The sequence below is a fragment of the Bacillus sp. SRI_025 genome (assembly GCF_057592095.1).
Window position 1 is genome coordinate 741,480 of the sequence record NZ_JBYEGB010000002.1, and the last position, 19,434, is coordinate 760,913.

Below are 19,434 nucleotides of genomic sequence, written 5' to 3' on the forward strand. Positions count from 1 at the left end.
AATAGATCGATCTATTGGGTTGTTTGCTTTGGCGCAGATACACGAAGCGATTGATCTTTCCACACACTTTTCATTTTCGTTTCATCTATTTTTGCCGGCATTAAAATGGTTTTTGTAAAGCTTGAATACGAGGAAGTCGTATCCGTTTTGATTTTTTCCTGCACTGATAAGTGTAAATATTGAGCTTTTACTTCTAACGCAATGTCACCTTCGACAAAATGGTCTGGAAATTGAATCTCGATATAGACATTCTGTTCATCCTCTGTCACATTAGTCGTAATTGATGCAAGTGATTGCGATGTGGTCATGAGTGCCTCCGCACTATTTAATATCTCGTGAAACGGGGAGGATGCAAAAAATTGTTCAATCGCTTCATATAGCATATCTTCATTTGCCAGCAATTCATGTTTGTTTTCGCCATCTTGTTTCATTCGAATCACCTCTCATCTACAGCCTATGCAGAAAGGGCTCAGGCGGTTATCAATTGATGAGAGGAAAAAATTATGATTAAATAGTGTTGAATGAAGCAAGGTGTATAGGCGTAAAGTTTCTTACACTAAATAGATTTAGGAAGCAAAGCTTGAAGGGAGCAAATTGACATTGCTGAAAAAATTATTCGGTTTCGGAAAAAACCAAGATGATGTAAAGGAAGAAGTCATTTATTCTCCAGTTGATGGAGAGTTAATGGATATGACTGATGTACCAGATCCCGTCTTTTCTCAAAAGATGATGGGAGACGGCGTAGCAGTAAAACCAAAAAGTGGGACGATTGTGTCACCAGTAGAGGGTGAAATCATTCAGCTCTTCCATACAAAACATGCAATTGGCATTCGAACACTCTCGGGGCTTGAGCTTCTGATTCATATCGGACTTGAAACAGTTGGGTTAAATGGTGAAGGATTTGAAGCGCACATTAAAGAAGGGGATAAAGTGAAAATCGGTGACCCTCTCATTACGTGTGATTTAGAACTGATTGAAGAGAAAGCATCAAGTACAGTGACACCGATTGTGATTATGAATGGTGACCTAGTCGAACGACTTGATAAAGAACCAAAAGGCTCTGTAGAAAAGCAGATGTCCAAGCTCTTTACAGTGAAAATGAAATAATCCATGAATAGAAAAAACTACCCGTTAATAGGGTAGTTTTTTTATTGAGGATATTAATCCTCCATTGGAACCCAGCCTTGACTCGCTTCCATGACAGACCACAATCCTTCTGGAATGAGATACTTGTCTTTTTGGCTGCGTTTAATGACGGTTTCAATCTCTTGTTCTCTGCCTTCTTTAATCTTTTTAGCCCAATCTGGGTCGACGATCAGCTCTCGTGCGACAGCAATCAGAGGAATCCCTTGATTGTAAGCATGGAGAGCATCTTCAGCTGTAATGACGCTGCCTACTCCAATAAGCGGAAGAGTTTCGCCGCATCGTTCTTTTAGCAGTTCCATACGTGTTTTATTAGAATCTGCGCCTCGTCTTGCTTTAGAGCCAATCTCCATTAAAGAGATATGCAAATAATCGAGGTTTTTTGTTTTGAGAACATCCACTAATGTAAACGTCTCTGTCATTGTTAAACCAGGTGTTTCAGGTTCTTCAGGAGATAACCGGTATCCAAAGATAAACGGTTTAGCCGCATGTTCTTTGATGGCCTCTTTGACTGCATCTACAACAGCAATAGGGAAAGCTAGACGTTTTTCTTCATTTCCTCCCCATTGGTCTGTACGTTGATTGCTATGCGGTGAGTAAAATTGCTGTAATAAATAACCGTTTGCTCCGTGAATTTCCACGCCGTCAAACCCTGCTTGAATCGCTCGTCTTGCCGCTTCTTTAAAGGAGTCGATAATATGAGTAATTTCCTCTTCTTTTAAAGCGCGTGCAATTTGTTTTCCATCTTTGAACACATCACTTGGCGCAACCACATCACCGTTTGGAACTAAATGAGGGAGAGCCTGAGAGCCGCCGTGATGAATTTGGATAATGGCTTTTGTTCCTTTTGCCTGGATAGCTGAAGCCAGTTTTTTCAGACCTGGTATATCTTCATCTCTTGCGATAGAAGGCTGTCCTTCAAATGCCTTCCCATCTGGAGTCACGTTCGCACATGCTGTAATCACCATACCCATTTCACTTGATCTAGCTGTAATGAAATCAATTTCGTCTTTTGAAATGGTGCCATCGTCATGAGAACCAAAGTGTGTCATTGGAGCAACCACTAACCTACCATCAATAGAGGCACCTCCAGGAAACGTAAATGGTTCAAATAAAGGCTTAAATTCGTTTTTCACTCTGATCATCTTCTTCCTTGATAAAATCATTTCACTATAGAAGTGTAATGGATACTGTTACAACAGTTCAAAGTATTTGCTCATAACTCCAGCATCAAAAAATTGCCGCCTAGTCATGCAAACGAATATTCGGTACACTAGAATGAGAGGTGGAAGCAATATGAAAAAGAAAACAATGAACGAACTGATAGAAGAATTAAAGAAAGACGAACAGGTAGAGCATTGGCATGAAATTGAAGCAAAGCCTGCACAGACCTCTCCCGTTCCTGAAAGAGTGGACGACAGGCTAAAAAAGGCGCTTGAAAAACGAGGCGTGAAAGAACTGTACATTCATCAAAAAGAAGCCTTTGAACGAGTAATGGATGGTGAACATGTTGTAACGGTTACACCAACAGCTTCAGGTAAAACGCTTTGCTACAATCTGCCTGTTCTTCAGTCGATTGCAGAAGACCAGACAAACCGCTCTCTTTATTTATTCCCAACAAAAGCGCTCGCGCAGGATCAAAAGAGTGAACTTAACGAGATCATCCACGAGATGGATGTTCCGATTCATAGTGAAACATATGACGGTGACACCTCACCAGCCATTCGGCAGCGAGTGAGACAAGCAGGACATATTGTCATCACAAACCCAGATATGCTGCATTCAGCCATTTTGCCTCATCATACGAAATGGGTCAGCTTGTTTGAGAATTTGAAGTATATTGTCATTGATGAGCTTCATACATATCGAGGTGTGTTTGGCAGTCATGTGGCCAATGTGATTCGCAGGCTAAAGCGAATTTGTGCATTTTACGGAAGTGATCCGGTGTTTATTTGCACTTCAGCAACGATTGCGAATCCAAAAGAGCTGGCGCAGCAGCTCACAGGGAGCAAGGTGCATCTTATTGAACGAAACGGAGCGCCTAGCGGTAAAAAGAATTTTGTGTTTTATAACCCGCCAGTGGTGAATAAACCATTAAATATTAGACAAAGCGCTGCCACTGTCGTCAACCAATTGGCTAAAACATTTTTAAAAGAAAAAATTCAAACGATCGTTTTTGCTAGAAGCAGAGTACGAGTAGAAGTGATTTTAAGTCACATTCAAGAGCTTGTGAAAAAGGAAATCGGTCCAAAATCGATTCGCGGGTATCGCGGAGGCTATTTGCCAAAAGAGCGGCGCGTGATTGAAAAGGGATTAAGAGAAGGAGACATTTTAGGTGTCGTCAGCACGAACGCCCTAGAATTAGGGGTAGATATAGGTCAGTTAAAGGTATGCATTATGACGGGGTATCCTGGCAGTGTAGCGAGTACATGGCAGCAGGCAGGACGTGCTGGAAGGCGTCATGAGGAGGCGCTTATTATCATGGTGGCAAGCTCCTCACCCCTTGATCAATATATTGTCAGACACCCTGAATATTTCTTTAATAGACCGCCTGAAGCAGCCAGAATCAATCCTGAAAATCTCATTATTTTAGTGGATCATCTAAAATGTGCTTCCTACGAGCTGCCATTTCGGACGGATGAACAGTTTGGCGACATGGAAGTAGAAGATATTTTGCAATACTTACACGAAGAAGGAGTTCTTCATTTTAACGGGAACCGGTATTATTGGTCAGATCAATCGTTCCCAGCGCATGGCATCAGCCTGCGGTCTGCAAGCCAGGAAAATGTAGTGATTGTGGATCAATCAGATGTAGCGAATGTCCGAATTATTGGAGAGATGGATCGATTCAGTGCGATGACACTGCTGCATGATGAAGCGATTTATTTACATGAAGGGGTTCAGTATCAAGTAGAAAAGCTAGATTACGAGCATCTGAAGGCTTATGTGAAACAAGTGGATGTAGAATACTATACAGATGCTAATTTAGCTGTTCAGCTCAAGGTGCTTGAAATCGATCAGACAACAGAGAAAGAAGCGGTATCTGTTCACTACGGTGATGTCACTGTCAACGCAATGCCAACAATTTTTAAAAAAATTCGGCTCAGCACTGGTGAAAATATCGGCTCTGGTCCGATTCACTTACCTGAAGAAGAAATTCATACGAGTGCGGCCTGGTTTGAATTACATGAAGCAGAGCGGAGATTTGAAGAGAAAACACTTGAACAGCTGCTGCTCGGCATCGCAAATGTTCTTCAGCACATTGTACCAGCCTTTGTGATGTGTGACCGTTCAGATATTCATGTTGTTTCACAAATTAAAGCGGCACATACCGGTAAACCGACAGTCTTTTTATATGACCACTACCCTGGCGGAATTGGCTTAAGCAAAGAGGTCCAAGCTCGTTTCGATGAAATAGCAGGTGCAGCCATTCAACTGATAGAGCGGTGCCGCTGTGAGAACGGCTGTCCATCCTGCATTGGCATGGAAATGAAAGAAGTGAGCGGAAAAAGCAGCATTGTTGAATTGATGTCTGGATTTTAAGGGGAAGGAGGAAGAGAGCTACTCATGTCACTAAAAGGGAAATTAAATAGAATGAAGAAGCACTTATCGCACAACCAGCCAAACGAAAAACGGCAAAAAGCAGTGGAAGGAAAGCCCCAGCCTGTGACGGCTGATAAAATCCCATTTTTAAAGGAATGGGAGCAACTGGGTGCAGCTCCATATCACTTTGAGGATTCCTTTTGTCTCATTCGAGAAGTCACCTATTCATTAGATGACAAGCATGGACTCTATTCGTTTGCGGAACTGCCAAAGATCATCGAGGCTTGGAACAAAAGCGGCATCCAGCATTCACTATCGGCTAAAGGTTACAAACCGCATGAACTGTTTTTCTTTGATACAGAAACAACAGGATTATCTGGCGGGACGGGAAATATGATTTTCTTGCTTGGACATGCGCGGGTTTTTGCTGACAAAGTAGTGGTGAAACAGCACCTGCTCACAAATCCGGGAAATGAAGCGGCTCTTTATAAAAGCTTTCTCGATGAAGTGAACGTAGAATCGCTCGTTACATATAATGGAAAATCATTCGATTGGCCGCAAGTGAAAACGAGACATACTTTGTTGCGAGATCAAATCCCTGCGCTTCCAGAGTTTGGCCACTTTGATCTTCTGCATGGGTCAAGACGATTGTGGAAGCATAAATATGAACGAATGGCGCTGTCTGTGGTTGAAAAAGAAGAGCTGCACGTTCACCGGGAAGGCGACACACCAGGTTTTTTGGCACCGATGATCTATTTTCATTTTTTAAAGGAACAAAATCCGAAGCTCATCGAAGGGATTTTGACTCATAATGAATTAGACGTCCTTTCGTTAATCAGCCTCTACATCCATCTATCCAAAAAAATCCTATCTATGGATGCGGTAAAGGAGCACGATGAGAAATACGCGCTGGCTAGGTGGCATCTTGCGCATCGAGATGTACAGGAAGCTACGAAGCATTTGCGGGAATTAACAGGTGCTGATTTTGAACATGCCAATCAGGCGGCTTATGATCTCTCCTTACAATATAAACGGCTAAACGAGTGGGATGAAGCAGTTCGAATTTGGGAAACATTATTTGAATCAAGTGATGTCCATTTAGCATTAAAAGCAGGTATAGAGCTTGCGAAGTGTAAAGAGCATCGCCAAAAAGATGCAAGGTCAGCTCTTTCCATCACCGAATCTTTATTATCTTTCTCGTCGTTAAGCGAGCGAGACACGGAAGAGCTTGAGAAACGAAAAAAACGGCTATTGAGAAAAGCTGGGCAATGAAATATTATTACCCGGGAAAGCGCAAAAAATGACAACGTTCGGCTCTCGGCCGAAAATAAAAAATGTTTAGCACTTTTATTGTAGAAAGGCCGCGAATCCTGTAAAATAACGTTAGATATTGAATGAGGAGCGTATAGCATGTATAAGGGTCTTTTCTACTTGTTTTTTCTTGTGGTCATTTTGGTCGCTTTTGTGTTTTCGAACTATAAAGATATTTTTCTTGCCAACTTTTAAAATAGGTTAATGCATTAGTACATGTACACCTCTTGATTCATACATTGTTAATGTAAGAAAATAAAGGAGAGGGGAATGCTACATGTACCATCATCATCATCATTGCCATCCGAATGTTACACAGCCAATTGTTCATCCGACGAATCATTGCTGTACACACAGCGAGTCAACAACAATTGTGCCGCATATCCACCCGCAGCATGTGACAAATGTTCACCACCATAATTTCAAACATGTTCACTACTTCCCGCATACGTTTTCTCAGGTGGACCCGACAACACATCAACACTTTAATTGCGGTGGACCTTGCTGTAACAGATAAAGTGAATGGGACTTTTATAAGTCCCATTTTTTAAAAGCAGGTGAAGAAATGAAAATTATTGCTGTCACAGGGTACAAGCCGTTTGAGCTTGGGATATTCAAGCAAGACGAGCCTGCACTTCAATACATAAAAGCGGAGCTTCAAAAAAGGCTGACAGCCCTTATCGAAGAAGGTCTGGAATGGGTGCTCATATCAGGCCAGCTTGGCGCAGAAATCTGGACAGCCGAAGTGGTGTTTGAGCTTCAGGAGGAATATCCAGCGTTAAAACTTGCAGTCATTACGCCATTTTATGAACAGGAAGAGCGCTGGAATGAGCAAAACAAAGAATTGTATGAAGGAATTCTTGCACAGGCCGATTTTGTAGAAAGTGTCACGCATAGACCGTATGAAAGTCCGGCACAATTTAAACAAAAGAACCGCTTTTTTATTGAAAAAACAGATGGACTTCTCGTCTTATATGATCCCGAGCATGAGGGATCGCCGAAGTATATGATTAGAGAAGCAGAAGCCTATACCGATTACCCCATTATGTACATCACAATGGATGATCTAAGAGCGCAGGTTGAGGCGGAAGATCCGTTTTTTGATTAAAAGCAAGAGAAAATTTGACAACGTCACGTATTTCTGAAAAAATATACTATGAATTCACGATATGAGGTGAAAAAGATGCTTGCTGATAAAGTAAAGCTTTCTGCTAAAGAAATTTTAGAAAAAGAATTTAAAACAGGTGTCAGAGGGTACAAACAAGAAGAAGTCGATAAATTTTTAGATATGGTCATTAAAGACTATGAGACCTTCAACCAAGAAATCGAAAAACTTCAACAAGAAAACCTCCACTTGTCAAAACAGCTTGAAGAAGCTGTTGAACAAGGGAAAAGACAGCCTGCACAGTCTAATACAACAAACTTTGATATTTTAAAAAGACTATCGAACCTTGAGAAACACGTTTTTGGCAGCAAACTTTATGATTGAGTCTTGCTGAAAAAGCTTGTGTCAGATGTCATTGTCGTTTATAATAACGCTTATTGATTAACGTTCGGGTAATCGCTGTAATGCTATTTAGGGCATTGCAGAGGAAAGTCCATGCTCGCACGGTGCTGAGATGCCCGTAGTGTTCGTGCCTGGCGAAAAAATAAGCCAGGGCAGCCTGGGAAAGGCTGACGGCAGGAAAAATGCCTACGTCCTCTTTAGGATATGGCAAAGTATCCTTGAAAGTGCCACAGTGACGAAGTCTCACTAGAAATGGTGAGAGTGGAACGCGGTAAACCCCTCGAGCGAGAAACCCAAACTTGGTAGGGGAACTTTCTCAAAGGAACCAAACGGAGAGAAGGACAGAGAATTCTGTAGATAGATGATTACCACCTGAGTACGAGGCATTTGCCGTTTGCAGTACGATGGAACAAAACATGGCTTACAGAACGTTATATCCGTTATAATAAACATGATGAAACAAAGCTCTCCTATTTCAACATATGGAGAGCTTTTATCTTGAATACATAAAAGGACGAGAAAACAGGTGATAAATCAATGAAAACCTATACACTCATCGCAACAGCTCCAATGGGGATTGAAGCAATTGTTGCAAAAGAAGTAAGAGACCTTGGCTATGAGTGCACAGTCGACAATGGAAAAGTGATTTTCAAGGGGGATGCTCTTGCGATTTGCCGTGCAAACCTTTGGCTGCGTACAGCAGATCGGATCAAGGTACAAGTTGCTGAATTTTCGGCAAAAACATTTGATGAGCTTTTTGAACGGACGAAAGCGATTGATTGGGCCGTTTTTTTACCAAAAAACAGTACGTTTCCTGTCATCGGGAAATCTGTGAAATCTCAGCTTGCCAGTGTTCCGGACTGCCAGCGCATCGTCAAAAAAGCCATCGCGCAAAAGCTGAAATCCTCCTACAACATTCATTCTGAATGGCTTGAAGAGACGGGACCTGAATATAAAATCGAGATCGCTCTTTTAAAAGATAAAGCTGTGCTTACTCTTGATACATCTGGTGTAGGTCTTCATAAACGTGGATACCGCATGGATCAAGGCGGAGCACCTATTAAAGAAACGCTTGCAGCTGCGCTCGTCCTATTAACGAACTGGACACCTGACCGTCCGTTTGTTGATCCTTTCTGCGGATCAGGAACAATCGCCATTGAAGCAGCGATGATAGGACAAAACATTGCCCCGGGATTCAACCGGGATTTTGCGTCTGAATCATGGGAATGGATCGGCGAAGACGTATGGAACAAAGCGCGTGTAGAAGTAGAAGAAAAAGCAAACTATGACCAGCCGCTCCGCATTATTGCAAGTGATATCGACCATCGTATGGTAGACATTGCAAAAATGAATGCAGAAGAAGCAGGACTAAGTGAACTGATTGAGTTTAAACAAATGCAAGTAAAAGACTTTCAAACAAAAGAAGAGTATGGTGTGATTGTCGGAAATCCTCCTTACGGTGAACGACTGAGTGATAAACCAGCAGTTGAAAAAATGTATCAAGGAATGGGTGAAGCATTTAAGAACCTAGATACCTGGTCCATATACATCTTAACGTCACACGAAAAATTCGAAGAATGCTTCGGAAGAAAAGCGACGAAAAAGAGAAAGCTGTTTAACGGTTTTATCAAAACAGACTATTATCAATATTGGGGAAAACGCCCGCCTAGAAAACAAACAACCGAATCGTAATAAATGGCCGCACCGAAAGAAGGTGCGGCTTTTTTGTGCTGAAAAGGTATAACTCTAAGCGAGACGGAATAAACTGAACTTGATTTTAAAAAAAGAGGTGTCTTCATGATTCATTATGATCAAATTCAGTTAATCCAAAAAGCACTCGCTTCGACTGCTCAAGAAATAGAAGGGCATGAAGGTGGACAATCTGCTCAGCTTACGGCAGCCATCGAAGATTTGGCACTGGCTCAGGCATACATAGAACGTTCTGAGCATGCATTTTTAATGAAGGAAAGCTATCAACATCGCCTGCGCTCATAAAAAAAGATTGTTTTTCCCCAGCGTAAATGGTACTATTGAATGTCTGAATGATTCAAAAGTTGGGGGTTGAAGCAGGTGACAGCATCTCGTTTGCCTTTTTCATTATCAAAAGAACACAATTTTTACGAAGAACTGGGCAACTGGATTGGTGATGTGTTTTATGACATTTTGCCAGAAAAGGGCTTTGATCTTCGAGATGAACAAATATTCATGGCTTTTCAGCTAGAAAGAGCCTTTAAAGAAAAAAGTGTGATGTTTGCCGAAGCTGGGGTAGGCACAGGCAAAACCATCGTCTATCTATTATTTGCCGTCACATATGCAAGGTATACAGGGAAGCCTGCGATTATTGCATGTGCAGACGAAACGTTAATTGAACAGCTCGTTAAACAAGAAGGTGATATCTATAAAATTGCCAATCACCTTGATATTCAAATAGATGCGAGATTAAGTAAATCGCATGATCAATATTTATGCTTAAAGAAGCTAGAGAAAACGATGCAGCGTGAAGATGATGAAAAGTGGCTCGATATTTATGAATCACTGCCTTCATTTGTTCATGAATCACACGGTATGCAAACCTTTTATCCGTATGGCGATCGAAAAGAGTATCCAGAGTTATCAAATGATGAATGGTCACGAATTGGCTATGACTCGTTTCAGGACTGCCTGACGTGCGATATGCGTCATCGCTGCGGTCTGAATTTATCAAGAGATCATTACCGAAAAGCGACAGACCTCATCATCTGTTCACATGATTTTTACATGGAGCATGTGTGGACGAAGGAATCCCGAAAACGTGAGGGACAGCTTCCGCTGCTTCCTGAGCATAGCTCCGTCGTATTTGATGAAGGACATCTTCTCGAGTTTGCCGCTCAAAAAGCGTTAACGTACCGAGTGAAGCAATCAACGCTTGAAACATTTTTGGAGCGTCTTTTGCAAAACGACATACGCGAAGAATTTGCAGAGCTTGTTGAAGATGCACTTGCAACAAACGATGAGTTCTTTTATCTCTTAAAAACACATGCCAAAAAAGTCAAAGGCTCGCACCGGCTTGAAATTGGGCGTGTCGATGAGGTGAAGCGTTCTGCAAGCGAATTGTGTGACTTGCTTGAAAAAATCGGAGAAGCGCTCGTGTTTGAATCTGAAATGTATACGATCGATCAATACGAATTATCTGTTGTGGAAGAATACATTGAACAAATGGCGTATTCTCTATCGCTTTATCAAAAAAATGCCATTAGCTGGCTGGAAAAACAAGAATTAGATACAACATTTGTTGTGATGCCGAAGACGGTTGCAGAGGTACTTGGCGAAAAAGTTTTCTCGCAAAAAAGACCTTATATTTTCTCTTCCGCTACATTGTCTGAGAATCAATCCTTTGATTATTTAGCTGAAAGTCTTGGGATTAAAGATTACTTATCAATGAGTGTCGCTTCGCCGTATGATTACGATGAACAAATGAAGATTTATTTCCATGGAATTCAGCAGATCGCTGAGCAAGAGGCGAAAGCACAGCAAGTGATCACTCAGCTGAAAGAAAATGGAGGACGATCTCTGATTCTATTCCCTTCATTTGATGAACTCCATTTCTTTAGAAAACAGCTTGAAGCAGCAAATGAATCACTGCCGTTTGACGTATATTTTGAGGGAGACGAGGAAATCAGCACAATTGTTCAAAAGTTCCAAGCTGATGAGACGTCTGTGTTATGCTCTGTTCATCTGTGGGAAGGGCTTGATATTCCAGGTGAATCATTAACGAATGTGATCATCTGGGGACTTCCTTATCCGCCGCATGATCCGGTATTTGAAGCGAAACGAAATGAAGCAAAGGATGCACATGCTGAAGTTGACCTTCCGTATATGCTGCTTCGCTTACGCCAAGGGATTGGAAGACTGATCCGGACAAGCCAAGACGCAGGAAGCATTCATATTTATTTTGATCGTAAGGAAGATACAGCGCTTCAAAGTAAAATTGAATCCGTTCTGCCAGTGAAGCCCATCATTACATCTTAAATAGCTGAAAACTTGTAAAGGAGGAGGATACCGCTGTGTGTCCTCCTTTTTCATTGACAAAAGAACATTCATTGAAGTAGCCTTGAAACGTACATACATATTATTGATTGGGGGAACAAACGCATGAGTCTTGAAGCAACTGAGAAAGCGTTTTATCAATTACTAGGGAAAATCGCCCATTATACAGAGGCGCTCCATTTACTTTATTGGGACTCTAGAACACAAGCGCCTAAAAAAAGTGCGGATTTTAGAGCGGAAACGATCGGTCAATTATCAAGTGATATTTTTAATATGAAGACTTCTGACGAAATGAGAGATCTTCTCCACGAATTAAACAAACATCGAGATGAGCTGTCAAAAGATACACAGAAGGCGCTCGAATTATCACAAAAAGAGTATGATGAAAACAGCAAAATTCCGAAAGAAGAATTTAAAGAATACTCGATTTTGCAATCAAAAGCAGAGCATGTTTGGGTAGAAGCAAGGGAGAAATCAGACTTTTCACTCTTTGCACCATACTTAAAACAGCTTATTGACTTTAATAAGCGTTTCATCCAATATTGGGGCGTGAAAAAAACGCCTTATGATGTGCTGCTCAATAACTATGAGCCAGATATGACGGTTGAACAGCTTGATCAAAAATTTGGTGCACTTCGTGACGCCATTGTTCCTCTTGTGAAAAAAATCGAAGCTTCACCAAATAAGCCGGATACTTCATTTTTATCGAAAAGCTTTCCAATCGATAAACAAAAGGAATTGAGCCTCTTTTTCTTAAAAGAATTAGGATATGACTTTGACGCAGGCCGCCTTGATACAACCGTCCATCCATTTGCAGTAACATTAAGCAGAGGTGACGTGCGTGTAACGACCCGTTATGATGAGCATGATTTTCGAATGGCGATCTTTGGCACGATTCATGAATGTGGTCATGCGATTTATGAGCAAAACATTGATGAAGCACTGAGCGGAACGCTTTTATGTGATGGCACTTCAATGGGTATCCATGAATCACAGTCTCTTTTCTTTGAGAACTTTATCGGCAGACACGAAGATTTCTGGAAAACGTATTATCAAAAGCTGCAAGAAGCATCTCCTGAGCAATTTAAAGATGTTTCTTTAGAAGACTTTGTGCATGCAGTGAATGAATCGAAGCCGACTTACATTCGAATTGAAGCCGATGAACTGACGTATCCGCTTCACATTATCATCCGCTATGAAATTGAGAAAGCGATTTTCAATGAAGAAGTAGCGGTGGAAGATCTACCTGCACTTTGGAATGAAAAATATCAAGCGTATCTTGGCATTACGCCTCCTAATGATGCACTCGGTATCTTGCAGGATGTTCACTGGTCTGATGGAAGCTTTGGCTATTTCCCTTCATATGCCCTTGGTTATATGTATGCGGCGCAATTAAAACAACAAATGATTAAAGACTTACCAAATTTTGATGAGCTGATTCAAAATGGGTCTTTTGCACCGATAAAAGAATGGCTGATCGAACATGTTCATCAGCATGGAAAACGGAAAAAGCCATCTGAAATCATTCAAGATGCAACAGGCGAAGAATTAAATGTTCAATATTTAATTGACTACTTAACGGATAAATATACGAAACTGTATTTATCATAAAAGAAGGGCACCCTTTCATGAGAAGGGTGCTTTTTTGATGCTTGAATATTCTAAAAACGAACATTTTGTTCTGATCTATTATTTAAGTTCGGTATTTTTCTGGAAAAGTGCTTTCCAAGCGTCTGAAATCTTGTTATAATTTGAACACTATAACACTCATATAATCGCGTGATGATGGCACGCAAGTTTCTACCGGACACCGATACGGTCCGACTATGAGTGAGCAAAATGAAACAGCTCTTGTTTGAGCTGAAGATCCGTGGATCGTTTTCGCATTGCTTGCTCCTCATGGGCAGCAATGCTTTTTTTATGCAAAAAATCGAATGTTTGCCAATATGCTAGGGGGAAAAATGATGGAATTGTTACGTCAAAAAATTGAGAACGAAGGAATCGTTCTGTCAAATCAAGTGTTAAAGGTAGATGCTTTTTTAAATCATCAAATTGATCCTGTGTTAATGCATGAGATTGGGCAAGAGTTTGCTAGATTATTTAAGCATGATGGCATTACAAAAATCATCACAATCGAATCTTCAGGCATCGCACCTGCTGTGATGGCTGGGCTTGCTCTTCAAGTCCCTGTTGTGTTTGCAAGAAAACGTCAATCACTCACATTAACGGATAACCTGTTAACAGCCAGTGTGTACTCTTTTACAAAAAAAGTAGAAAGCACGATTGCTGTCTCAAATACGCATCTGAGTGAAAACGATTGTGTGTTAATCATCGATGACTTTTTAGCAAATGGTGAAGCTGCGAAAGGACTTGCAGAGATTGCAAAGCAGGCAAAGGCGAAAGTAGCCGGTTTTGGCATTGTCATTGAAAAATCATTCCAGCCTGGAAGAAATGCACTTGTGCAAATGGGCTACCGCGTCGAGTCCCTCGCACGTATTGAATCACTTGAGGAAGGGAAAGTCACGTTTGTACGGGAGGTACAATCATGAGTGCCGCTAAAAAAGTCAAAACGCTCTCGCTGGGCATTCAGCATGTACTGGCAATGTATGCAGGTGCTGTTCTTGTACCGCTCATTGTTGGAGGTGCGCTTGGGCTCACGCCTGCACAGCTGACTTACCTCATCTCTGCGGATATTTTCATGTGCGGGGCTGCTACATTGCTTCAAGTATGGAAAAACCGCTTCTTTGGGATCGGTTTACCTGTTGTATTAGGCTGTACATTTACGGCGGTTTCTCCAATGATTGCGATTGGCTCTAAGTATGGAATTTCGTCTATCTATGGCAGTATTATCGCTGCTGGGTGTATTGTCATTCTTCTTTCTTTTTTCTTTGGGAAGCTTGTGAAATTTTTCCCGCCTGTTGTCACAGGCTCTGTCGTCACCATTATTGGGATCACCCTCATTCCTGTAGCGATGAACAATATGGCAGGAGGAGAAGGAAGTGCGGACTATGGTTCTTTTGAAAATCTAGGGCTCGCTTTCCTTGTACTATTTATCATTGTACTGCTCTATCGATTCACGAAAGGGTTTATGAAGGCGATCGCTATTTTAATCGGTATTCTCCTTGGGACAGCAGTTGCTGCGTTTATGGGGAAAGTGGAAACAGCTGAGGTGGCAAACGCCCAGGTTTTCCGCATGATTGAGCCATTTTATTTTGGCATGCCGACCTTTGAATTTGCACCGATCATGACCATGACGTTAGTTGCGATTGTGTCATTAGTTGAATCAACAGGCGTTTATTTCGCACTAGGTGATTTAACAAACCGTTCATTAAAAGAAAAAGATTTAGCTAAAGGCTATCGGGCAGAGGGGATTGCTGTGTTATTAGGTGGAATCTTCAATGCTTTTCCGTACACAGCTTACTCGCAAAACGTTGGATTGATCCAGCTAACAGGAGTCAAGAAAAACCAAGTCATTGTCGTAACAGGGGCATTGCTCATGTTATTTGGTCTTTTTCCTAAAATCGCTGCCTTTACGACGATTATTCCAAAATCGGTTCTTGGCGGTGCAATGGTTGCCATGTTTGGTATGGTCATTGCATATGGTATTAAAATGCTCTCGCGCGTGGATTTTGCAAAGCAGGAGAACTTGCTGATCGTTGCTTGCTCCGTGGGAATCGGCTTAGGTGTTACCGTGGTACCGCAAATGTTTGAGCATCTGCCAGATTCGATGAAATTATTAACAAGTAACGGCATTGTGGCCGGAAGCTTTACCGCAATTTTGCTCCATATTATTTATCACATGATTCCATTTAAAAAAGAAACAGAGCAGGAGCTTATGGAAGAGCCTAAGCAATCTGTTATGTAAATCCCTCTCTTGGAGAGGGATTCAGATTATGGACAAAGAGCTAAAATGACCTTTTATTTTAGCTCTTTGTCTTCTTTTTAGCTTGATAAAAAACCTTTGATCCTAGGAAGGAGCGTGTGAGGGTTTGTCTACAAGCTGAAAGCCCGCATCTTTTGGATACGGGCTTTTTGTGATTAGCACTATTAATGCTGTACCGGCGGCATTGTTTCGTTAATGACTGCAAATGTATAGCCCCTTGCTTTTAGTTGTATAATCAGGCTATCTAAATAGTTTGTGGTAGAGGGTTGATCATGCATTAATATAACTTTTGGTTCCCATGGTTTATTATTCTCAAACATTTGCAATTGATTCAATACCTCTGGAACATATTGTGAGTTTTTATATCTCCAGTCAAGGCTATCAATCGTCCAGTCCCAGTAAATAAAGCCATTTTGGTTTAAACGTACTTTTTGATGATATGTTAAATTTGGAACACTGCCATAGGGGGTTCTTACAAGACGGCTGTAGACGCCTGTAACAGAGGCAAGAATACGCTGAGCTTCTCTCATTTCATTTACGGGAGACTCGCTGTTCTGATAAAAGAGGTTTATATCATGCGTCATGCCATGAAGACCTAATTGATGTCCTTCTTGATAAAGTCTTTTCACAGCTGATTGGTGTGCTTGGATTTGCGGTCCAAGCATGAAGAACGTCGCCTTCACGTGATGTGCTTTTAATACATTTAACAGCTGATTTGATGTAGCAGAAGGACCATCATCAAATGTTAAAAAGACTGTTTTATTCGTTGCCTGTTGGTTTGGATTGGTCTTAAAATGTGTATCCAATGTTCTTGTAGACTGATCTTTTGCTTTCAGACCTGTGTCACGAAAATCATTGCTGGCAACATTTTTTGCTTGCCCATTTGTCGCCTGCAAATGGGGTTTAGACATATCCCAGATAAAAAAGAGAAACAGTGTAAGAAGCACTAAACCAATTACCTTTGAGAGAAGTATCATGTTGTAGGGTGTCTTTTTTTTGGAAACCTTTTTCATTACAATCACTCCAGTCAATTAAATTTTGAGCCGAACCATGTTGTAGATTCTTTCTTTTTTCACTGTTTTTCTTGGTACACATATTGATTATGTATATAGTAGGAAAAATCCTTTTTATATAGAAAATTCAAACGAATTAGAAATTTATGGTTGTTACTTTGTGTTGATCAGCAAAAAAAGGGTGATCCATTCATGTTTAAATAAAATCATTCTGAATAATGATCGAAACGTTAATATTTATACGCTAAGATAGCAGCAGATGTGACCATTAATTCGAAGCGAAAGGGAGATTCTTTATGAAAGTGTTGTATAATGACGATTTCATTGAAAAAAGGGTGCTTATGTGGAAAGTGGAGACAGAGGCGATTAATCTCAAAAAACAATAGAGAAAAGCTCGTACCACTACAAAATAAAGAAGATATCGGCAAATTCTCTCTTACCGTACAACGACTAGAGAAGGATTTAAACAATATGTGTCCGGTACAGAGGTTTGTAAAACTAGTTCTTTTCTAGATAACTGTACACAAAGTCAAAATCATACCAAGCAAATTCATCGCATATTTGGCAAGACTAGATGAAGCAAACTACCTAAGACTCACTGAAATAAATAAAAGCAACTATGCAAAGCGGAGAGAAATAAAGAACGCGTCTTTGCGGATGCAAAAGAAAAGCATAGTATGCGTTGGACGAAACTTCGTGTACTAAAAAAATTTCAATGCAAGCGATGCTTACTCTCGCTGCCATGAATCTTAAAAAATTAGCTAACTAGACATGGAAAACACTATGTCCAGCGTAAACCCTTTATAATTATAGTGAAAACCCCACTTTCATTTAAAGTAAAAGGGGGGGTTCTACGGTCTGAACACTTCTCTTTTAGAAGTGTTTTTTTGCATAAAAAAAGCAGGTTCGCTTGGCTTAGAACGAACCTGTGAAGGAGGAAAACTACATCATGTTTTCACCTATATTATCCAATATTTATCAATTGTCGTCAAGACAAAAAGTTAGACGAAGGAAAATATTTTGACTGAATTGTGACGTTTTGGCATGTATATCCTTTTTTCGATAGGGGATATTAATCGAAAAAAGAGGTGAAGCCGATGGCGTACATTCTTTCTGTTGGAACGAGTCTGCCACAACATCATGTGGATCAGAAAAAGGCGGCTGATTTTGCTAGATCCCAATTTAAACGATCGTTTAAAGATATCGACCGGCTGCTCAGAGCTTTTCAAAACGGAGAAATTGAGAGCAGACAGTTTGTGCAGCCAATTGAATGGTATCAGACGCACCACTCTTTTGAGGAGAAAAACAACCTCTATTTGGAAAAAGCATTGGCTCATGCAAAAGAAGCGGTCATACACTGTCTTCATGAGAAGGCATTCCTGAAAAAACCGATTCCGTTTGAAGAAATCGATGCATTGTTTTTTATTTCAAGCACCGGACTTTCGACACCAAGCCTTGATGCAAAACTGATGAACGTTCTCCCTTTTTCGCCTTATACGAAACGAGTGCCGATCTGGGGCTTAGGATGCGGGGGCGGAGCGGCGGGGTTGACCCGGGCTTACGAATACATAAGGGCATTTCCAGAAGCGAAGGTACTGGTTGTCGCCTGCGAACTGTGCAGTTTAACCTTTCAGCCGCAAGATCAATCAAAAAGCAATTTAATCGGTACATCTTTGTTCGGAGACGGGACAGCAGCGGTACTCTTAACTGGAGAAAAAGGTGTATCAGAATACACCCATCTAAAAACAGTCCCTAAAGTGATTGGTACACAATCTGTCACAATGAAAGAGTCTGAGGATGTGATGGGCTGGGAATTTACAAGTGACGGCTTTCAGGTTATTTTCTCCCGTGACATTCCTTCCATTATTTCCGGCTGGTTAAAAGAGCAAGTCGATCAATTTTTAGAGAAGCAAGAGTATTCTGTAGAAGAACTATCGGTTTTTCTTGCCCATCCTGGAGGGAAAAAAGTGATCGATGCCTATATTAAAAGTCTATCCTTACAAGAAGATCAGCTTTTTTCATCAAAAGAAGTACTCAGACAACACGGAAATATGTCCTCTGCCACAGTTTTGTATGTGATCAAGCATTATCTTGAACATCAATCCGCTGAAGCGGGAGATATCGGTCTTTGCGGAGCGCTTGGTCCGGGATTTTCATCAGAGCTGCTGCTCATGAAATGGGAGGAGGTCATATCATGATCATTTGGCTCGTCATTGGTTTCTTCGTGTGTCAGCGGCTTATTGAAATGCTTGTGGCTAAAAGAAATGAAAAGAAAGTGAAAGCGATCGGTGCCATTGAATTTGGTGCAAGTCATTATCCTTATATGGTCGCTATGCATGCGGGCTTTTTTCTCTCACTCATGGTTGAGGTATGGGGGTTAAACAGGCCGCCGTCGCGCTATTTTCTTGTGTTGCTCGTTTTCCTGCTGGCTACACAGGTTATTCGATATTGGGCATTATGCTCTCTTGGAACGTATTGGAATACAAAGATTTTAGTTGTACCAAATGCGATGATGGTGAAAAAAGGACCTTATCGCTGGTTAAAGCATCCTAACTATGTCGTGGTGGCGATTGAGCTTATGCTGATCCCGCTTTTATTTAATGCCTATTTTACCGCCATTTTGTTCACATGTTTAAATGCATGGATGATGGCTGTGAGAATTCAAACAGAAGAGAAAGCGCTCAATCAGTATTTGTTAAATTAATATTGAAAATCATTATCAATTGTGATACACTTTCATTAATGATAAGCATTCTCAATCACGAAGGATGGACGGTGATCACATGACAATGGTTTTCTTACTCGGTACGGTCTGTGTATACAGCCTATTAATTGGCTTCGTATTAAAAGGTGTTTCTAAAAAATCTGCTTCCTGATCGCAGTCAATTGCGACTGATCGGGCAGCAGATTTTTTTTATTTCCTCAGATCAGAAGAAAAATCTCTTGATTTTGTGTAAAATGGTATCACATACATAACTGACTTTTCTAAAAACAAAGGGGTTTATCGT

18 protein-coding genes, 1 other RNA gene, 1 pseudogene and 1 riboswitch are annotated in these 19,434 nt (G+C 41.0%); of the genes and pseudogenes, 17 read left to right on the top strand and 3 right to left on the bottom strand.

Annotation, left to right across the window (positions count from 1 at the left end; all coding sequences use genetic code 11):
* Window positions 1–11: 11 nt before the first annotated feature.
* The gene (locus AC20OE_RS08860) at window positions 12–431 is read right to left on the bottom strand and encodes an Hsp20/alpha crystallin family protein (protein ID WP_372556087.1); all 420 of its coding nucleotides are present in this window, start codon (window positions 429–431) and stop codon (window positions 12–14) included.
* 169 nt (window positions 432–600) lie between these two features.
* Between AC20OE_RS08860 and AC20OE_RS08865 the strand changes: the two genes are divergently transcribed.
* Window positions 601–1,107: a PTS sugar transporter subunit IIA gene (locus AC20OE_RS08865; RefSeq protein ID WP_039183169.1), complete on the top strand. Its 507-nt coding sequence runs from the start codon at window positions 601–603 to the stop codon at window positions 1,105–1,107.
* Window positions 1,108–1,160: 53 nt separating this feature from the next.
* Here AC20OE_RS08865 and AC20OE_RS08870 read toward each other — a convergent pair whose 3' ends face one another.
* Window positions 1,161–2,279 carry an NADH-dependent flavin oxidoreductase gene (locus tag AC20OE_RS08870; RefSeq protein WP_341040591.1) on the bottom strand — a complete coding sequence of 373 codons (1,119 nt, stop codon included), beginning with the start codon at window positions 2,277–2,279 and terminating at the stop codon, window positions 1,161–1,163.
* 160 nt (window positions 2,280–2,439) lie between these two features.
* Here AC20OE_RS08870 and AC20OE_RS08875 point away from each other — a divergent pair, with 160 nt between their 5' ends.
* From AC20OE_RS08875 to pbuX, 12 genes are all read left to right on the top strand, one after another.
* A complete protein-coding gene (locus tag AC20OE_RS08875; protein ID WP_338591401.1) occupies window positions 2,440–4,686 on the top strand; it encodes a DEAD/DEAH box helicase in 2,247 nt (748 codons plus the stop codon).
* Window positions 4,687–4,710: 24 nt separating this feature from the next.
* Window positions 4,711–5,958 carry a ribonuclease H-like domain-containing protein gene (locus AC20OE_RS08880; protein WP_059377743.1) on the top strand — a complete coding sequence of 416 codons (1,248 nt, stop codon included), beginning with the start codon at window positions 4,711–4,713 and terminating at the stop codon, window positions 5,956–5,958.
* A 316-nt stretch (window positions 5,959–6,274) separates the two neighbouring features.
* The gene (locus AC20OE_RS08885) at window positions 6,275–6,514 is read left to right on the top strand and encodes a CotD family spore coat protein (protein ID WP_073206049.1); all 240 of its coding nucleotides are present in this window, start codon (window positions 6,275–6,277) and stop codon (window positions 6,512–6,514) included.
* Window positions 6,515–6,562: 48 nt separating this feature from the next.
* Window positions 6,563–7,105 carry an SLOG family protein gene (locus AC20OE_RS08890; RefSeq protein ID WP_029706022.1) on the top strand — a complete coding sequence of 181 codons (543 nt, stop codon included), beginning with the start codon at window positions 6,563–6,565 and terminating at the stop codon, window positions 7,103–7,105.
* Between the two features lie 75 nt (window positions 7,106–7,180).
* Window positions 7,181–7,486: a cell division regulator GpsB gene (gene gpsB, locus AC20OE_RS08895; RefSeq protein WP_012010336.1), complete on the top strand. Its 306-nt coding sequence runs from the start codon at window positions 7,181–7,183 to the stop codon at window positions 7,484–7,486.
* A 60-nt stretch (window positions 7,487–7,546) separates the two neighbouring features.
* An RNA gene (gene rnpB, locus AC20OE_RS08900) (RNase P RNA component class B) lies at window positions 7,547–7,933 on the top strand.
* A gap of 108 nt (window positions 7,934–8,041) precedes the next feature.
* On the top strand, window positions 8,042–9,196 hold the full coding sequence (locus AC20OE_RS08905; protein WP_366203812.1) for a THUMP domain-containing class I SAM-dependent RNA methyltransferase: 1,155 nt from the start codon (window positions 8,042–8,044) through the stop codon (window positions 9,194–9,196).
* Window positions 9,197–9,301: 105 nt separating this feature from the next.
* Window positions 9,302–9,499, top strand: coding sequence for a hypothetical protein (locus tag AC20OE_RS08910; RefSeq protein ID WP_024422762.1), 198 nt, complete (start codon window positions 9,302–9,304; stop codon window positions 9,497–9,499).
* Window positions 9,500–9,574: 75 nt separating this feature from the next.
* A complete protein-coding gene (locus tag AC20OE_RS08915) occupies window positions 9,575–11,512 on the top strand; it encodes an ATP-dependent DNA helicase (RefSeq protein WP_366203811.1) in 1,938 nt (645 codons plus the stop codon).
* Window positions 11,513–11,635: 123 nt separating this feature from the next.
* Window positions 11,636–13,141 (top strand): carboxypeptidase M32, encoded by a 1,506-nt coding sequence (locus AC20OE_RS08920; RefSeq protein WP_487268801.1) that lies wholly within the window; start codon window positions 11,636–11,638, stop codon window positions 13,139–13,141.
* A gap of 136 nt (window positions 13,142–13,277) precedes the next feature.
* Window positions 13,278–13,377: riboswitch (purine riboswitch) on the top strand.
* A 117-nt stretch (window positions 13,378–13,494) separates the two neighbouring features.
* Window positions 13,495–14,079, top strand: coding sequence for a xanthine phosphoribosyltransferase (gene xpt, locus AC20OE_RS08925; protein ID WP_251180415.1), 585 nt, complete (start codon window positions 13,495–13,497; stop codon window positions 14,077–14,079).
* Entirely contained in the window at window positions 14,076–15,395 is a 1,320-nt protein-coding gene (gene pbuX, locus AC20OE_RS08930) for a xanthine permease PbuX (RefSeq protein WP_487268802.1), read from the top strand. The genes xpt and pbuX overlap by 4 nt, the downstream gene beginning before the upstream one ends.
* A gap of 182 nt (window positions 15,396–15,577) precedes the next feature.
* Here the strand turns inward: pbuX and AC20OE_RS08935 are convergent, their stop codons facing one another.
* The gene (locus AC20OE_RS08935) at window positions 15,578–16,426 is read right to left on the bottom strand and encodes a polysaccharide deacetylase family protein (protein WP_366203809.1); all 849 of its coding nucleotides are present in this window, start codon (window positions 16,424–16,426) and stop codon (window positions 15,578–15,580) included.
* A gap of 425 nt (window positions 16,427–16,851) precedes the next feature.
* On the opposite strand from AC20OE_RS08935, the pseudogene AC20OE_RS08940 reads away from it, so the two are divergent.
* From AC20OE_RS08940 to AC20OE_RS08955, 4 genes and pseudogenes are all read left to right on the top strand, one after another.
* Window positions 16,852–17,195: pseudogene (locus AC20OE_RS08940) on the top strand (transposase); the annotation flags it as partial.
* Window positions 17,196–17,523: 328 nt separating this feature from the next.
* Window positions 17,524–18,624, top strand: a complete 1,101-nt coding sequence (locus AC20OE_RS08945) for a type III polyketide synthase (protein WP_126681662.1) — start codon at window positions 17,524–17,526, stop codon at window positions 18,622–18,624.
* The gene (locus tag AC20OE_RS08950) at window positions 18,621–19,130 is read left to right on the top strand and encodes an isoprenylcysteine carboxyl methyltransferase family protein (protein ID WP_034623498.1); all 510 of its coding nucleotides are present in this window, start codon (window positions 18,621–18,623) and stop codon (window positions 19,128–19,130) included. The genes AC20OE_RS08945 and AC20OE_RS08950 overlap by 4 nt, the downstream gene beginning before the upstream one ends.
* 85 nt (window positions 19,131–19,215) lie before the next feature.
* Window positions 19,216–19,302, top strand: coding sequence for a Fur-regulated basic protein FbpC (locus tag AC20OE_RS08955; RefSeq protein ID WP_226340839.1), 87 nt, complete (start codon window positions 19,216–19,218; stop codon window positions 19,300–19,302).
* Window positions 19,303–19,434 lie beyond the last annotated feature (132 nt).

What these genes read in the sequence shown, in the direction of transcription:
- AC20OE_RS08860 (WP_372556087.1), bottom strand. Translation starts at nt 431, where the DNA reads ATGAAACAAGATGGCGAAAACAAACATGAATTGCTGGCAAATGAAGAT.
- AC20OE_RS08875 (WP_338591401.1), top strand. Translation starts at nt 2,440, where the DNA reads ATGAAAAAGAAAACAATGAACGAACTGATAGAAGAATTAAAGAAAGAC.
- AC20OE_RS08880 (WP_059377743.1), top strand. Translation starts at nt 4,711, where the DNA reads ATGTCACTAAAAGGGAAATTAAATAGAATGAAGAAGCACTTATCGCAC.
- AC20OE_RS08885 (WP_073206049.1), top strand. Translation starts at nt 6,275, where the DNA reads ATGTACCATCATCATCATCATTGCCATCCGAATGTTACACAGCCAATT.
- AC20OE_RS08890 (WP_029706022.1), top strand. Translation starts at nt 6,563, where the DNA reads ATGAAAATTATTGCTGTCACAGGGTACAAGCCGTTTGAGCTTGGGATA.
- gpsB (WP_012010336.1), top strand. Translation starts at nt 7,181, where the DNA reads ATGCTTGCTGATAAAGTAAAGCTTTCTGCTAAAGAAATTTTAGAAAAA.
- AC20OE_RS08905 (WP_366203812.1), top strand. Translation starts at nt 8,042, where the DNA reads ATGAAAACCTATACACTCATCGCAACAGCTCCAATGGGGATTGAAGCA.
- AC20OE_RS08910 (WP_024422762.1), top strand. Translation starts at nt 9,302, where the DNA reads ATGATTCATTATGATCAAATTCAGTTAATCCAAAAAGCACTCGCTTCG.
- AC20OE_RS08920 (WP_487268801.1), top strand. Translation starts at nt 11,636, where the DNA reads ATGAGTCTTGAAGCAACTGAGAAAGCGTTTTATCAATTACTAGGGAAA.
- xpt (WP_251180415.1), top strand. Translation starts at nt 13,495, where the DNA reads ATGGAATTGTTACGTCAAAAAATTGAGAACGAAGGAATCGTTCTGTCA.
- pbuX (WP_487268802.1), top strand. Translation starts at nt 14,076, where the DNA reads ATGAGTGCCGCTAAAAAAGTCAAAACGCTCTCGCTGGGCATTCAGCAT.
- AC20OE_RS08935 (WP_366203809.1), bottom strand. Translation starts at nt 16,426, where the DNA reads ATGAAAAAGGTTTCCAAAAAAAAGACACCCTACAACATGATACTTCTC.
- AC20OE_RS08945 (WP_126681662.1), top strand. Translation starts at nt 17,524, where the DNA reads ATGGCGTACATTCTTTCTGTTGGAACGAGTCTGCCACAACATCATGTG.
- AC20OE_RS08950 (WP_034623498.1), top strand. Translation starts at nt 18,621, where the DNA reads ATGATCATTTGGCTCGTCATTGGTTTCTTCGTGTGTCAGCGGCTTATT.
- AC20OE_RS08955 (WP_226340839.1), top strand. Translation starts at nt 19,216, where the DNA reads ATGGTTTTCTTACTCGGTACGGTCTGTGTATACAGCCTATTAATTGGC.